Source organism: Empedobacter sp. ULE_I140 (assembly GCF_053482575.1).
The window spans coordinates 96,362-112,074 of record NZ_JBQMTX010000001.1 but is presented as its reverse complement, the minus strand read 5'-3'; the positions used below and the strand labels follow the sequence as shown (position 1 = coordinate 112,074).

Genomic DNA, 15,713 nt, shown 5'->3' with positions numbered 1-15,713 from the left:
TTTCTAAATTGTGTTAAAACAAATATAATCCATATTATTGTATAACAGAATTTCTGTCAATCAAAACACTAAAAACTAATGAGATCAACTTTACTATCATTTATTCTGATGATGTTTTCATCATTAATTTTTGCTCAGAAAAATAATTATGCACAATATGTTAATCCGTTTATTGGAACAGGTGGACATGGACATACATTTCCTGGAGCGACTTTACCATTCGGAATGGTTCAACTTTCTCCAGATACTCGAATTGATGGAAGTTGGGATGGTTGTGGTGGTTATCATTATTCAGATGATTTTATTTATGGTTTTTCACATACACATCTAAATGGAACTGGAGTTTCTGATTATGGTGACATTATGTTGATGCCAACGCTTAATCAGAAAGGATTTATTCAAGCTGATTATGGTTCTAAATTTTCGCATAAAAATGAAAAAGCTACAGCAGGATATTATCAAGTTTTGTTAGATAAATATAATGTCAATGTCCGATTAACAACGACAACTCGCGTTGGTTTGCATGAGTATACTTTTAATAAAGCAGGTGATGCAAAGATCATTTTAGATCTTAATCATCGTGATAAATTAGTTGATGGAGAAGTGAAAATTGTAGACGCTAAAACACTTTATGTTTACAGAAATTCGGAAGAGTGGGCGAAGAATCAAAAGATTTTTGCCAAAATAGAATTTAATGTTCCGATGAAATTAACTGCTTCAAAAGACGGAAATATTACATCTAAAACATTCAAAGGAAATGAAATTGCCTTGGCTTTTGGTAAAAAGGTAAAGAAAGGTGAGAAGATTATGGTAAAAGTGACCTTATCTACAACTGGATATAATGGAACGGATGTTAATAGCAAAGAATTAACAACTTTTGATTTTTCTAAAACGAAAGCCGCTGCTGAAAAAGCTTGGGACAAAGAATTATCGAAGATTGAAGTGAAATCTTCAGATAAGAATAAACTAACTATTTTTTATACAGCGATGTATCACACGATGATGCAACCAAATATTTCGCAAGATTTGAATGGAAATTATCGTGGAATGGACGATCAAATTCATTTGGCAAATAACTTCGATTATTATTCGGTTTTCTCGCTTTGGGATACTTTTCGTGCGGCGCATCCTTTGTATACGTTGATTGAGAAGAGAAGAACGATTGATTTTATTAACACATTTATCAAGCATTACGAACAAGGTGGACGTTTACCTGTTTGGGAATTAGCAAGTAACGAAACCTATTGTATGATTGGTTATCACTCGGTTTCTGTGATTGCTGATGCAATGGTAAAAGGTTTCAAAGGCTTTGATTATGAGAAAGCTTATGAAGCAGCAAAACATTCGGCAATGTTAGATCATTTGGGATTGAAAGCTTACAAACAAAACGGATTTATTTCGATTGACGATGAACATGAATCAGTTTCTAAAACATTAGAATATGCGTACGATGATTGGTGTATTGCGCAAATGGCATTGATTTTAAATAAACACGACGATTATAATTACTTTATCGAACGTTCTCAATATTGGAAGAATTTATTCAATCATGAGACAAAATTTATTCAGCCAAAGAAAAATGGAGGTTGGCTAAAGCCTTTTGATCCGCGTGAAGTAAACAATAATTACACAGAGGCGAATGGTTGGCAATACACGTTTTTTGCACCGCAAGATATTAATGGAATGATTGATTTTTATGGTGGAAAAGATGGTTTTGATGCAAAATTAGATGAATTATTTAATGCACCATCAGAAACAACAGGTCGAGAGCAAGTGGATGTTACGGGACTTATTGGGCAATATGCGCAAGGAAATGAGCCAAGTCATCACGTGGCTTTTTTGTACAATTACATTGATAAGCCAGAAAAAACAAAAGAATTGGTTCATAAAATTTTGAATGAACATTACAAAAACTCGCCAGATGGATTGATTGGAAATGAAGATTGTGGGCAGATGAGCGCGTGGTACGTTTTGGCTTCGATGGGAATTTATAGCGTTACGCCAGGTTCGGGAATGTGGACGACTGTTGAGCCGTATTTTGATGAAATCACGATTAATCTAGAAGATGGAACGAAGCGTATAATCACGAAAAATAATTACAAAGAAAATCAATTTTTAGGATTTGAATTCTTGAAAGATAGAGAGGTTAAACCTATTTCTGAAAGTGAAAAAATTGTAACGGTTCCAGTTTTGATTGCTGAAGACAGATCATTTCAAAATAAAATGAATGTTGAAGTAAAATCTTCTGAACCAAATGCGAAAATTTATGTTTCTGTGAATGGTAAAAAAGCTGAAATCTATAAAAAACCAATTTCAATCAAAGAAACAACTACAATTTCTTCTTTTGTGGAAGTGAATGGAAAGAAAAGTAAAACAATTTCTGGAACATTTACTAAGAAACCAAATGATTATACAATTCAGTTGAATTCTACCTACACACCGCAATATCATGCAGGTGGATATGATCAAAATTTTGATGCAATTGTTGACATGAAAAAAACGAAATCCGTTTCTTCGGTTGTCATGAATTTCTTGCAAGATTCTCGTTCTTGGATTGTCTTACCTACAAAATTAGAAGTCTATACATCGAAAGATAATCAGAATTTTAAATTGGTTGGAATGTTAGAAAAACAAGTTGATGCATTTGATAATAACGTGTTTTCTGATTCATGGAAAATTCAGTTTAAAGAAGAAAAAGCACGTTACATCAAAGTAAAAGCAACAAATTATGGTGCTTTCCCAAAAGGTCATTTAGCAGAACCTTTTCAAGGAAAGTCGTATATTTTTGTAGATGAAATAACAGTGAAATAGTGAATAAAAAGTTAATTGTTTTTAATTTAATCGTTATTGGATTAATACTTTTATTTCCAATAATAAATTTTTGTTGGATACATAGTTCTTCAAATTATACTTTTTGGGATATTTATTATCAAACCGAATATCATGAAATTATTTACATTCTTATTGGAATAATTATTTTCTCAAGTTTAATTAGTTTGTTTAAATACAGTAAGTTGATTAATGTTAATTTAGTTTTAACTTCAGTTTTTTTTATGATTATAATTGGAGTATTTATAAATGACATAATTAAATTAAAAAAGGAAGAAAAAGAATACATAGAAAGAGCAAAAGAAGATATTAAAAATGATAAAATTATTTTTCTTCATTCAGGAGGATTTCCTTTACCAGAATTTAGTTCTGAAACCTATGCTAAAATTGACAGTATTCACAATAAATATGGAGTAGATTATATAAATATTGGAGTTTTAGATTTTAAACATGATAAATTAGAACTAAAATATGAAGAAACTGTAAAGCCTTATCTTGAAAAACGTAATGGTAAAGATTGGAAGAAACGAATGCAAAAAGAATTAGATGCAATAAAAAAGGAAAAACTTTATTAACTAAACTTTAGTTAACTTTTTCGTAACTTTATATTCGAAATCGAAGAAAATGCAAACAGAAATTTTAAACAAAGCATTACAGAATCGTTCTATCAATCCAACAGCGATGCGTTTGTTGGTTTTAGATAAATTGATGAAAACTGACGTTGCATTAAGTTTAGCTGATTTAGAAATTGAGATGGATCAAGCAGATCGCGTTACGATTTATAGAACATTAAAAACGTTTGAAGAAAATAAATTAATTCATTCCATAGAGGACGGAACGGGTTCTATAAAATATGCGCTTTGTGAGTCGAGTTGCAAATGTACGCCTGAGTTTACGCATGCTCATTTTCATTGTAACAATTGTAATCAGACGTTTTGTTTGAGAAATATTCATTTGCCAGAAATCAATCTACCCAAAAATTTCGAAGTCGAACAATCTTCTTTTATCTTAAAAGGAATATGCGATCAATGTAAATCCTAAACTTTGCAACCAGATTGCAGCAACAACTTTATAATTTTGAAATATAAATTTTTAATTATGTCTAAAGCTTGTTGTAGTACGTCAAATGACGAACATAAAGATACTCATAATCACAATCACGAAGGTCATGACCACGAACACAATAATAGTAAAATTTTATTAGGTGCCAGTTTAGCTATTTTCTTTGCCGGAATTTTTGTTCAATATGTTTTAAAACCAACTTGGTTTGTTGATAATCAAATTATTCGTTTGATATGGTTTGGCATTTCTTATATTATAGTAGCATTTCCTGTTTGGGGAGAAGCCTTTAAATTAGCTAAAAAGCTAGATTTCTTCAATGAATTTTCGTTGATGGGAATTGCGACTTTAGGTGCTTTCATTATTGGCGAATATCCAGAAGGTGTAGCGGTAATGTTGTTTTATACAATTGGCGAAATGTTCCAAGAAGCGGCGGTTAATAAGGCAAAAGGAAATATTAAAGCCTTATTAGATGTTCGTCCAGACACAGCGCATGTTTTACGAAATGGTAATTTCGAAACAATAAAACCACAAGATGTGGTAATTGGAGAAACAATTCAGGTAAAAGTTGGGGAAAAAGTTCCGTTAGATGGAATTATGATTTCAGATAAAGGAAGTTTTAATACTGCGGCTTTGACGGGAGAAAGTAAACCTTCAACGTATAAAATAGGAGAAACTGTTTTGGCAGGAATGTTAAATCTTGAAAATGTAATTGAAATTCAAACGACGAAAAAATTTGAAGATAGTTCGATTGCAAAAATTTTACAAATGGTTCAAGATGCAGCTTCTCGCAAAGCTCCAACTGAATTATTTATCCGAAAATTTGCAAAAATATATACGCCAATTGTTTTCTTTTTAGCGGCTGCTTTGGTGATTACTCCTTATTTCTTTGTTGATAATTACGATTTTAATGATTGGTTATACAGAGGTTTAGTTTTCTTGGTTGTTTCTTGTCCTTGTGCATTAGTTATTTCGGTTCCATTGGGTTATTTTGGTGGAATTGGAGCAGCTTCACGCAACGGAATTTTAGTAAAAGGTTCTAACTTTTTAGATTTAATGGCGAAAGTAAACACAGTTGTGATGGATAAAACAGGAACAATGACGGAAGGCGTTTTCGAAGTTCAAAAAATTGAAACTAATCTTCCTGAAAACGATTTTTTAAATCTTGTTTCGGCTTTAGAAAAGCAATCTACGCATCCAATTGCGAAAGCGATTGTGGCAAGTCATCCTTCAGAATTGAAAGCGATAGAAGTGGAAGAAATTTCTGGAAAAGGTTTGAAAGGAAAAGTTGATGGAAAAATAGTTTTAGCTGGAAATACTAAATTATTAGATCATTTCTCGATTCAATATCCACAAGAAATTCATGATATTGTAGAAAGTATTGTGGTGGTTGCAGTTGATGAAAAATATGCAGGATATATTACAATTGCTGATAAAATCAAGGAAGATGCGCAACAAGCAATTCAGAAAATGAAAGCTTTAGGTGTTTCGAAAACGATTATGTTGAGTGGAGATAAAAATACCATTACGCAAAAAGTTGCAAAAGAAGTTGGTGTTGATGAAGCTTTTGGTGGATTGTTACCAGAAGGAAAAGTAGAGAAAGTTGAAGCATTGAAAAAAGATCAAAATCAAGTGGTGGCTTTCGTAGGTGATGGAATCAATGATGCGCCTGTTCTAGCGCTTTCTGATGTCGGAATTGCGATGGGTGGACTTGGAAGCGATGCTGCGATAGAAACTGCAGATGTTGTAATCCAAACCGATCAACCTTCTAAAATTGCAACGGCGATAAAAATTGGTCGTGAAACAAAAAAGATTGTGATTCAGAATATCATTTTAGCAATGGGCGTTAAAATTATCGTGCTTTTCCTTGGAGCAGAAGGAATTGCCAATATGTGGGAAGCTGTTTTTGCAGATGTAGGTGTTGCTTTATTAGCAATTTTGAATGCTGTTCGAATTCAACGAATGAAATTTTAGATAAAAAATAAAGCGATCAATTGATCGCTTATTTTTTTATGTATAAATCTTTCATCAAATCTAAATCAACCTTTAAAATATCAGTTAAATAATTTTCGACTGAACCAAAATTCTTATTAATCGCTTCATAAGAGCTTTCCAAATATTCAGGTAAAACATCAATTAGATATTTATAATTCGGATCGATCTTTAAGATGTGTGCATATTTTTGTTCCAAAAAGATATTAGAAGCCAAGTAATCATCCATAATTGTATCTAAATCGACTTTCAAAGCAGATAAAATCATTGCTGTTGCAAATCCAGTTCGATCTTTTCCTGCAGTACAATGAAATAAAATTGGCGTTCTATTTTTATGTTGAATAATATCAAAAAAGCTTTTGTATTGCGTTTGACATGTTTTATCTAAAACAAAATCCTCGTAGATTTTACACATAAATTCTTTCGGATTTGAAATTCCAGCTTTGAATTGTTTCACTAAATTTTCGAAATGTCCAGAAGAAATATCCAAATGAACTTCGTGATTACAACTATTTGGAATGCGATCTTGATTTTTTAAACGTTCGTAAGTCGTGCGTAAATCAATAATTGTTCGAATTGGAAAATCGTTTAAAATCTCCAAATCATCATCTGTCAAATTTGCTAAATCATCAGATCGAATTAACAATCCTTTTCTAATGACTTCATTTTTTGTGTTAATTATTCCACCTAAATCTCTGCAATTAAATCCGCCTTCAAGTGGAAGAGTTCTTTGTTCGAGCGAGATTTCGCATAAAGTATTTTCCATTTTCTGTTCGTTTTTTAGGTTATTTTTAATATGTAAAAGTTAAGGTTAATTATTTAGTTATCATATTAAAATCGTATTAAAAAAAGTATAACTTTTTACTTTAACATTTTATTATTCTTATTCAATCTAAATTTACTTTATATTCGCATAGAATTAGAATAAATCTAAATAATCTGATGGGAGATAAAGTGAAAATTGCGAAGGAGAAGTTCATCTTAAAAAAGAAAGAATTTGTGACACCACATCTTATTCGCGTTCATTTGGAAAATGATGATGTATCTTTTTTTAAGGATACAACGTTGGGCGGAACATGTAAATTACTTTTTCCACCGCTTGGGATCCGTGATATTCACTACGCTGAGTATGATGAAGAGAATCAAAAATGGATTTCGCCATCAGAAAAATTTAAACCAGTTTCTCGTACCTATACGTTGCGCGATATTGATGCAAAAAACAATGTGATTGTGATTGATATTGCAAATCATGGATTGAATGGTCCAGGATCGCGTTGGGCAAATGAGGCGAAAGTTGGAGATATGATTGGAGTTTCGATGAAGTCAAAAAAGAAAGATTTGGCTCCAAAAACAGATTTCATTTTCTTGGCTGCAGATTTAACAGGCTTGCCTGTAATTTCAGCAATTATAGAGTCGCTTCCTGCTAAAACAAACGGAATTGTTTGTGTGGAAGTCCCAACAGAAGATGATATTCACCAAATTGAAACGAAAGCAAATTTAGAATTTAAATGGATTGTTAATCAAAATGTAGGAAGCGGAACAGCTTTATATAGTTTGACAAAAAATCAGAAATTTCCGAAGCGCAAAGACGGAAAACGATTTGCTTATGTTGCGGGGGAATCTAAATCTGTAAAGGAAATAAAATCATTTTTTAAAGATGATTTAGAATGGAAAAAAGACGAATTTTATTGTACATCGCATTGGAAAGCAGGAAAAGCAGAGAAAAATGCATTAGAAAATTGTCACGATAAAATAGAACAAGAATTGTTGGTAAGAGTTTTCTAAAAACAAGAGGGATATTTAATCAAAAAGCTTTATCAGAAATGGTGAAGCTTTTTTTGTTATCTTTAAATTTCTAATTGCATTAAAATGAAGTATATCTTATTGTTGTTGTTTTCAGTTTCAGTTTTTGGTCAAGAAAAATTTAAAGTAGAATATGAAAGACGGAATTTTATTAATTTGAATGATCCGAATCCAGAATCGAAAAGATTAAGAGAGGAAATGTTTTCGAAACCAAAATATATTGCTCTTTCTGTCGATGCAAATCAATGTCTTTCACAAGAAATAGAACGAATTGATAATTCACAAGGACCAAAATATTCGATGAAAGTTTTAGGTGGTTTTAAAGATTTGGAAAGCTTTTATGATTTCGATACGAATTCAAAAATAATCATGAGAGAAATGGATTCCAAATTGTATAATATCTCTGATTCCATTGCAACTTATAAATGGAGTATTACGCGAGAATCCAAAAAAATAAAAGGTTATGATGTACGAAAAGCAGTAGCTGTTGACGCTAATTTCAACATAGAAGCGTGGTATGTTCCTTCGATAAAATCAAAATGTGGACCAGATGAATACAATGGTTTGCCAGGATTATTATTAGAATTGAAGAAAACTTCTTTGAAAGATGAAAATCAATATACAACTTATAAGTTAGAATCAATTTCGATTGACGATAAGCTGAAACTACAAAAACCAACGAAAGGAAAAGTAATTTCGACATCAGAATTTGATAAAATTGAGAAAGAATATTATCAAAAAATACAAGAAAATATCAACAAAAAAACAGGAGTTGATAAAGATGATTAACAAAAAAACGGCTCAATTTTGAGCCGTTTTTTTGTTATTTTGATTCAATAATCGTAAACTTACTTATTAAGAAATTCATCAATTTCAGTGTGGTTATTCAACCAATCTTTTGCCATTTCGAATGCAGATAAATTTTTGCTTAATTCTAGTGGGTGTTCCTTAAGTAATTTTAAAAATTGTTGATTAATCAAATCAATTGTGTAGCGTTCCGCTTGATTAAGCTGTTGTTTTTCTCGGTTTGATGCGTAATAATTATTTTCATTAATAAAATTGAAATAATCATTGACCAATTCCCAAAGTTCAGGAATTCCTTTTCCGATTAATCCAGAACCGATAATTGATTTTCTTTTCCATTGAGAAGATTTGGTTGGTAAAAATTGCAATGAACGAACAATATCCAATTTTGCATCTTTCACTAATTTTTCTTGAAACGAATCTGATTTATTGACAAAAATTAAATCAGCCATTTCCATAATTCCTCGTTTTATTCCTTGTAAATCATCTCCAGAACCCGGAAGTTGAAGAAATAAGAAGAGATCTGAAATTTCATTTACTAAGGTTTCAGATTGTCCAACACCGACAGTTTCAATCAAAATATTTTCAAACCCTGCTGCTTCGCATAATAAAATTGCTTCATATGTACGTGAGGTAACACCACCTAAAGAACCGTTAGAAGCGCTTGGACGTATATAAGCATTCTCTTCTCGCGATAAGTCCTCCATGCGTGTTTTGTCGCCTAAAATACTTCCTTTTGAAAGGGAACTACTTGGATCAATTGCTAAAATCGCTACTTTTTCACCTTTACTTAGAATATATTTCCCCAAAGATTCGATAAAAGTACTTTTACCAACACCGGGAATTCCTGTAATGGCAATTCTTTTTGAAGTTTTGGAAACAGGTAATAAACTAATGATATGTTGCGCTAATTTCAAATCGTCTAAACGATTGCTTTCGGCTAGTGTAATAGCTCTTGATAAGGCAAAACGATCGCCTTCTTTTATTTTTTGAGCAAGTATTTCGGGGTCAATTTTTCGCATAAGACACAATCTTAGATTAAAGATAAAGTCTTAATTAAGAATAAAAAAATACAATCGAAATTTGTGAATGTATTTTATATAGCTCTTGCATTGATTGGTATAAAAAATAAAACAAATATAATTGTTTATATATTTTAAATTCAATTATATAAACTTCATTAATTCGTAATTATGAATTTTTTTGTTCCTCTTTAATTCTTTTTATAAAAGCAGAAGGAGATTCATTCATGATTTGAGTAAAAGTTGTTGTAAAAGTACTATGAGAAGCAAATCCGCAATCACTTGCTAAATAGCTTACTTTCGTGTTAATGTATTTCGGCTCATTTTGAAGTCGATTGACGATATAATTTACTCTCAATTCATTCAAATAAGAATTAAATTGCTTTTGACGATGAGTTTTAATGATTTCAGAAAGATATTTTGTATTCGTTTCAAATTGTTTTGATAATGAAGCAAGGTTAATATCTTTCTTAGTAAAGCCTTTATTCTTCTCAAATAACTCTAATTTTCGAAGTAAGTCATTCTCGGTTTTAGATGAAATGCTAAGGTTATTCGTTGGTTTTTCTTCAATCATAACCTCTGTTGGTGGAGTTGGAGAAATGATTTTATTTGTAACCTCTTCTTTGATTGGTTCAGAAGGAATTTCTTTAATCTCTTTTACAGAACTTATTTCTTCGACAGAAATCTCAGTTGATTGTTTAGTTTTTTTGGAAACAAAGTAAATAATTAATCCTAAGATAATTATCGCTGAAATTAATAATAAAATGATTAACCAAGTTTCCATTTTTTGTAAAATTTATATTCCGAATTAATAAAATAAAACCAATTGATAATCATTAAAATAATTGATTTTCAATGATTATACTATTTGTAAAAATACTCCGAAATTTTGAAATAAAAAAGGCTAACTTTTAAGAGTTAGCCTTTTTTTTGAAATTCATCTTTGCTTGGAGAACAACCACAGCCTTTTGAGCATCCGCCTCCTTTTGAACTAAATGAGTTTCTAATTAATTTTACAACATACCAAACTGCAAATCCGAAAAGGAAAGCGATAAAAATATATTGTATCCAAATATTGTCCATACTATTATTTTAAAAAATGATATGCAATAAATGCAACTACATATGCCAAACCTGTCATAAACCCTGTCTGAATCAATGTCCATTTCCAAGAATTTGTTTCGCGTTTTACGATCGCAATTGTACTCATACATTGCATTGCGAATGCATAAAATAACAACAATGAAACTCCTGTAGCGAGGTTATATGCTGGTTCTCCTGTGTTTTGGTTGATCTCATTTTTCATACGATGAAGTAAACGATCTTTTTGACCATTGTCCTCTACATCAACTTCTCCTAAACTGTAAACCGTTGACATTGTTCCGACAAAAACTTCACGCGCAGCGAATGACGAAATCAAACCAATTCCCATCTTCCAATCGTATCCTAATGGCTCTACAACTGGCTCTATAACTGAACCTAATCTACCCAAATAAGAATGTTCTAATTTATAAGAAGCAATTTCATTTGCTAAATCTTCTTCATTCATTTTTGGATGATGAGCAGTTACAATTTCTTCTGCATTTTTGAATTGTTCTCCAGGTCCGAAAGCTCCTAAAACCCATAGAATAATCGAAATTGCAAATATGATTTTACCCGCATCAACTAAAAATCCTAACGTTTTTTCCCAAACATTAATTCCAACATTTTTCCAATCAGGAAGTTTGTACGTTGGCATTTCTAAAATTAGGTAACTTTTATGTTTTGCTTTAATGATTAAATTCAATAAAATAGCACTTCCTAATGCGCCTAAAACACCTAAAATGTACATCACAAATAACGCCAAAGCTTGGTAACTTAATCCAAAAATATGTTCGTCGGGAATTACTAAAGCAATTAAAACGATGTAAATTGGTAAACGAGCCGAACACGTCATAAAAGGCGTTACAAGTATCGTTAATAGACGTTCTTTATCATTTTCGATATTACGCGCAGACATGATTGCAGGAACGGCACAGGCAACACCAGAAATTAATGGAACGACACTTTTTCCGCTTAATCCAAATGGTTTTAACCATCTGTCCATTAAATAAACCACGCGGCTCATGTAGCCCGTTTCTTCCATTATTGAAATGAATAAAAACAAAATGGCAATTTGCGGAACGAAAACGGCAATCCCTTCTATACCTGGGATTATTGCACCTCCAATGATTTCGTTGATAGGACCTTCGGGAATTAAACTAATTGCTTTTTCGTCAATCCAACCAAATAAATCTTCGACCATTGTCATTAATGGTGCAGACCATGTGTAAACGGCTTGAAAGATTAATAATAAAATTCCTAAAAAGATGATGTATCCAAAAATTGGATGAATCAATGTTTTATCAATTTTATCGGTTAAGGTTTCATTTCCGTCAAAATTATACGAAATAATATCGTTTAATTTTTCCTCTAAAATTTTATTTCGATCTAAGGCTTCTTTGACTTGTAATCGTTTCGAAACAATAGAATTTTCTTTTTTAATTGTATCTAATTTACTTAAATTTTCTTTCGATTCGAACGGAACTTCTTTCTGTGAAAGATATTGCCAAGCTAAATAATCAGATTTAAGATTAAATTCATTCTTGATTTTTTCTACAATAGAAAGATACTCTTTTGGAATTACGTAATGACGATTATATGGAGTTGCGTCTTTTGTAAAAGCTTCTACTAATTCATCAATTCCTTCGCTTGTACGCGCGTTTGTTAAGTATATTTTTGTTTGAAGAAAATCTTCTAACTTTTTCAAATCAATATTAAGTCCCTTGCTTTTGATTTCATCTTTCATATTGATGACAAAAATTGCAGGAACGTCTAAATCTCGAACTTGTTGATACAACAAAATCGATCGTTTTAGATTAGATGGTTCACCAACAACAACCGCCAAATTTGGGTAATGGTTATTGGTTTTGTCTCCTAAAGTTTTGAGAACAATTTCTTCATCCAAAGAGCTTGGATAAATTGTATACGTTCCGGGAAAATCTGTAATTAGAAATTTATTTCCGTTACGTTCGATATTTCCTTCACGTTTTTCTACCGTCACACCTGGGTAATTCCCAACTTTTTGACGAAGATTTGTTAATTTATTAAATAACGAAGTTTTACCAACATTTGGGTTACCAATTAAGGCAATTTTATAATGATTCATTATTTTTTTGTTATCAAAATTTTATCGGCTTCGTTTCTTCTTAAAGCTAAAACAGACTTGTTAGAGATGATACTAATGCAAATAGGACCACCAAACGGAGCCTTATTTTTTACCAATAAACTTGTTCCTGGAATAAAGCCCATTTCGTAAAACTTAGCAGGTATGTCTTCTGTACTAAATCCAGTTACAACTGCTTGTTCACCAATTTTTAAATCTTTTAAAGAATAATTTTCAACCATTTCTACCAATCTATCTATGATTTTACTAGATGCAAAGATATTTATTTTTAATTAATCCAAATAGAAGATATGTCATAGTTTTTTTATCTTTCTAATTAAATTTCAATGAATTCAAGTATCTAAATTCAAAATTTTGATTATCTTTGCACTCAATTTTCATTTATAAACATTAATTTATGTACGCAATTGTAGAGATAGCAGGGCTTCAATACAAAGTTGAAAAAGACCAACAATTGTTTGTAAACCGTTTAGCTGGTGAAGCAGGTGACGAAGTAAAATTCGACCGTGTTTTATTAACAGATAACGGAGCAATCACTGTCGGCGCCCCAGTTATAGACGGAGTTACCGTAGTAGCTAAAATCGTTGAACACGTGAAAGGAGACAAAGTAATCGTTTTCAAAAAGAAAAGAAGAAAAGGTTACCAAAAGTCTAACGGTCATCGTCAACAATTCACTAAAATTGAAATTGCTTCAATCGGTTAAGATTGAGCAGAGATTAATTATTAACTCTTAAAAACAAAACGAAATGGCACATAAGAAAGGGGTCGGAAGTTCGAAAAATGGTCGTGAATCACATTCGAAACGTTTAGGTGTTAAAATTTTTGGTGGACAAGCAGCAATCGCTGGTAACATTATTGTTCGTCAAAGAGGTACTCAACATCATCCTGGTGATAATGTAGGAATCGGTAAAGATCACACATTATTCGCTTTAATTGACGGAAAAGTAGTTTTCACTAAAAAACGTAACGATAGATCTTACGTTTCAGTTGAACCATTATCTTAATTGATAATTTGACAGCGAAAATGCTAACAATATAAAAGCTCGAACTTATTGGTTCGAGCTTTTTTTGTTTTTTAATATTGAAGCAATTATAAAAATAATGATTCCAATAATTAAAATTGGAAACCAAAATACGAGACAGATTTCAGAAATTTTTATAGCAAATTTGTTGTAATTTCCTCTTGAAGAAAACATTGCAATCGCATAAATAAACATTAGAATTGATAAAGATATCAATCCAATTCCTGTTTTGAATAGCGTGTTATTTATTGATTTTTTAGACATAATTTTAATAATAATCTAAAATACAACTTATTTCAACTAAAAAAGCACTCAATTTCTTGTATGTTTTTGATATTATAAATCTGAAATAATAATTTCTGTTTGAGTAATAATTAAAAATTCAAAGCCGAGAGTTGGTTTAGAATAATAATAATGATGTTGATTATTTTTTAGAGTTTCTAAAAAATCAATTGGTAAATACTTTATATTCTTTTCAATATAATCTTTTTTATGTTCAAGAAAAATATTGAAATCATTTGTATATTCTATCGAACCTTGAATATTTTCTTTATGAAAACTAGAGAAATCTTGCCAAAAAACATCATTAAAAGTAATTTTCTTAATTGCATTTTTTTCAAAAGGTAAATAACCAAGATTCATTATAATTGATTTATTTTTGAAATCGATATTCAAATCAAAAATAGTTAAATCGCCTATTAACTCTGTTAGTTTTTCTGTGTTCATCGAAGTTTTATAAAATCTAAAATACAACTTATTTCAACTAAAAAAGCATCCAATTTCTTGAATGCTTTTTGATTTTATTATTTTGAAGAGAAGCTGAAATGAAATCAGCTTGACACGTTTTGTTTTGATAATTCGTTAAGTCATCTGAACTCGTTTAAGGATCACATTTTTTAATTAGCGAATTATCTCATTAACCTATTCTTCTTCCGTTTCAACTCCCCAACCTTGTGCAGTTAATGGAACCATTTGCTCACTTCCACGAGTAATCAAATAGTTTTCTTCGTTTTTACCAGTTACATGACCAATTACCGTTAAATGTGGATTTCCTTTGATTTTTTCAAAATCTTTTTGATCAATTGTAAACAATAATTCGTAATCTTCTCCACCGCTTAAAGCACATGTGATTGGATTGATTTTGAATTCTTCGGCTGTGCGAATAACAACAGAATCTAACGGGATTTTTTCTTCGTATATATTAATTCCAACACCACTTTCTTTTGAGATATGAATAATTTCAGAAGATAATCCGTCCGAAATATCAATCATAGAAGTTGGTTTAACTTTCAACTCTTTCAAAAGATTGATAATATCCAAACGCGCTTCAGGTTTTAATTGACGTTCAATTAAATATGAATAATTTTCGAAATCTGGTTGATTATTAGGATTCACTTTTGAAACTTGCGCTTCGCGTTCCAAAACTTGCAAACCAAGAAAAGAAGCACCTAAATCTCCAGAAAGAACAACCAAATCATTTTCCTTCGCACCATTTCTATAAGTCAAATCTTTTTCTGGAGCCGAGCCAATTGCAGTCATACTCAAAACAAGTCCGCTAACAGAAGAAGTTGTATCGCCTCCCACAATATCGATATTGTATTTATCGCAAGCGTATTTCATTCCGTTGTAAATTTCGTCCACAGCTTCTATCGTAAAACGATTCGAAATTGCCATCGAAATCAACAATTGTTTTGGAATAGCATTCATCGCCAAAATATCACTAATTGCCGTCACAACCGCTTTGTACCCCAAGTGACGTAAAGGCATATACGACCAGCTAAAATTTACGCCTTCTACTAACATATCAGTAGAAACCACAATTTTCTCTTTTTTATAATCAAGAACAGCCGCATCGTCACCAATTCCTTTGATAGAACTTTCTAATTTGATTGGAAAACCTTCTTTGATTTGGTTAATTAAACCAAATTCTCCAATTTCGGCTAAACTTGTTTTTGAAACGTTTTTATCTTCTAACAT

At 31.2% G+C, this 15,713-nt stretch carries 15 protein-coding genes; 8 read left to right on the top strand and 7 right to left on the bottom strand.

Annotated features, from left to right (window positions below; all coding sequences use genetic code 11):
- Window positions 1-78: 78 nt before the first annotated feature.
- The 4 genes from ACTS9J_RS00505 to ACTS9J_RS00490 are packed head-to-tail and all read left to right on the top strand — an operon-like array spanning window position 79 to window position 5,862.
- Entirely contained in the window at window positions 79-2,811 is a 2,733-nt protein-coding gene (locus ACTS9J_RS00505; RefSeq protein WP_448352685.1) for a GH92 family glycosyl hydrolase, read from the top strand.
- Window positions 2,811-3,404: an FEKKY domain-containing protein gene (locus tag ACTS9J_RS00500; protein WP_219034963.1), complete on the top strand. Its 594-nt coding sequence runs from the start codon at window positions 2,811-2,813 to the stop codon at window positions 3,402-3,404. The genes ACTS9J_RS00505 and ACTS9J_RS00500 overlap by 1 nt, the downstream gene beginning before the upstream one ends.
- A gap of 49 nt (window positions 3,405-3,453) precedes the next feature.
- Window positions 3,454-3,870, top strand: a complete 417-nt coding sequence (locus tag ACTS9J_RS00495) for a Fur family transcriptional regulator (RefSeq protein WP_219034962.1) — start codon at window positions 3,454-3,456, stop codon at window positions 3,868-3,870.
- Window positions 3,871-3,927: 57 nt separating this feature from the next.
- Entirely contained in the window at window positions 3,928-5,862 is a 1,935-nt protein-coding gene (locus tag ACTS9J_RS00490; protein ID WP_291051881.1) for a heavy metal translocating P-type ATPase, read from the top strand.
- A 28-nt stretch (window positions 5,863-5,890) separates the two neighbouring features.
- Here the strand turns inward: ACTS9J_RS00490 and ACTS9J_RS00485 are convergent, their stop codons facing one another.
- Window positions 5,891-6,646 (bottom strand): tyrosine-protein phosphatase, encoded by a 756-nt coding sequence (locus ACTS9J_RS00485; RefSeq protein WP_416410384.1) that lies wholly within the window; start codon window positions 6,644-6,646, stop codon window positions 5,891-5,893.
- Window positions 6,647-6,822: 176 nt separating this feature from the next.
- Between ACTS9J_RS00485 and ACTS9J_RS00480 the strand changes: the two genes are divergently transcribed.
- Window positions 6,823-7,665, top strand: coding sequence for a siderophore-interacting protein (locus ACTS9J_RS00480; RefSeq protein WP_312355095.1), 843 nt, complete (start codon window positions 6,823-6,825; stop codon window positions 7,663-7,665).
- Between the two features lie 84 nt (window positions 7,666-7,749).
- Window positions 7,750-8,472, top strand: coding sequence for a GLPGLI family protein (locus tag ACTS9J_RS00475; RefSeq protein ID WP_313303889.1), 723 nt, complete (start codon window positions 7,750-7,752; stop codon window positions 8,470-8,472).
- 59 nt (window positions 8,473-8,531) lie between these two features.
- Here ACTS9J_RS00475 and meaB read toward each other — a convergent pair whose 3' ends face one another.
- The 4 genes from meaB to ACTS9J_RS00455 form a co-directional block, all read right to left on the bottom strand.
- Window positions 8,532-9,509, bottom strand: a complete 978-nt coding sequence (gene meaB, locus ACTS9J_RS00470; RefSeq protein ID WP_125349934.1) for a methylmalonyl Co-A mutase-associated GTPase MeaB — start codon at window positions 9,507-9,509, stop codon at window positions 8,532-8,534.
- 169 nt (window positions 9,510-9,678) lie between these two features.
- Window positions 9,679-10,293, bottom strand: coding sequence for a helix-turn-helix domain-containing protein (locus ACTS9J_RS00465; protein ID WP_114998328.1), 615 nt, complete (start codon window positions 10,291-10,293; stop codon window positions 9,679-9,681).
- A gap of 303 nt (window positions 10,294-10,596) precedes the next feature.
- Window positions 10,597-12,696 carry a ferrous iron transport protein B gene (feoB, locus tag ACTS9J_RS00460; protein WP_416410387.1) on the bottom strand — a complete coding sequence of 700 codons (2,100 nt, stop codon included), beginning with the start codon at window positions 12,694-12,696 and terminating at the stop codon, window positions 10,597-10,599.
- On the bottom strand, window positions 12,696-12,935 hold the full coding sequence (locus ACTS9J_RS00455) for a FeoA family protein (protein ID WP_038334874.1): 240 nt from the start codon (window positions 12,933-12,935) through the stop codon (window positions 12,696-12,698). The genes feoB and ACTS9J_RS00455 overlap by 1 nt, the downstream gene beginning before the upstream one ends.
- Window positions 12,936-13,111: 176 nt before the next feature.
- On the opposite strand from ACTS9J_RS00455, the gene rplU reads away from it, so the two are divergent.
- Together rplU and rpmA are read left to right on the top strand one after the other, a co-directional pair.
- Window positions 13,112-13,417 carry a 50S ribosomal protein L21 gene (gene rplU, locus ACTS9J_RS00450; RefSeq protein ID WP_188319372.1) on the top strand — a complete coding sequence of 102 codons (306 nt, stop codon included), beginning with the start codon at window positions 13,112-13,114 and terminating at the stop codon, window positions 13,415-13,417.
- 43 nt (window positions 13,418-13,460) lie between these two features.
- On the top strand, window positions 13,461-13,718 hold the full coding sequence (gene rpmA / locus ACTS9J_RS00445; RefSeq protein WP_038334883.1) for a 50S ribosomal protein L27: 258 nt from the start codon (window positions 13,461-13,463) through the stop codon (window positions 13,716-13,718).
- Window positions 13,719-14,072: 354 nt separating this feature from the next.
- On the opposite strand, the gene ACTS9J_RS00440 is transcribed toward rpmA, so the two are convergent.
- Complete coding sequence (locus ACTS9J_RS00440; RefSeq protein WP_114998319.1) at window positions 14,073-14,462, bottom strand: hypothetical protein; 390 nt, start codon at window positions 14,460-14,462, stop codon at window positions 14,073-14,075.
- A gap of 195 nt (window positions 14,463-14,657) precedes the next feature.
- A complete protein-coding gene (gene thiL, locus ACTS9J_RS00435; RefSeq protein ID WP_125349928.1) occupies window positions 14,658-15,713 on the bottom strand; it encodes a thiamine-phosphate kinase in 1,056 nt (351 codons plus the stop codon).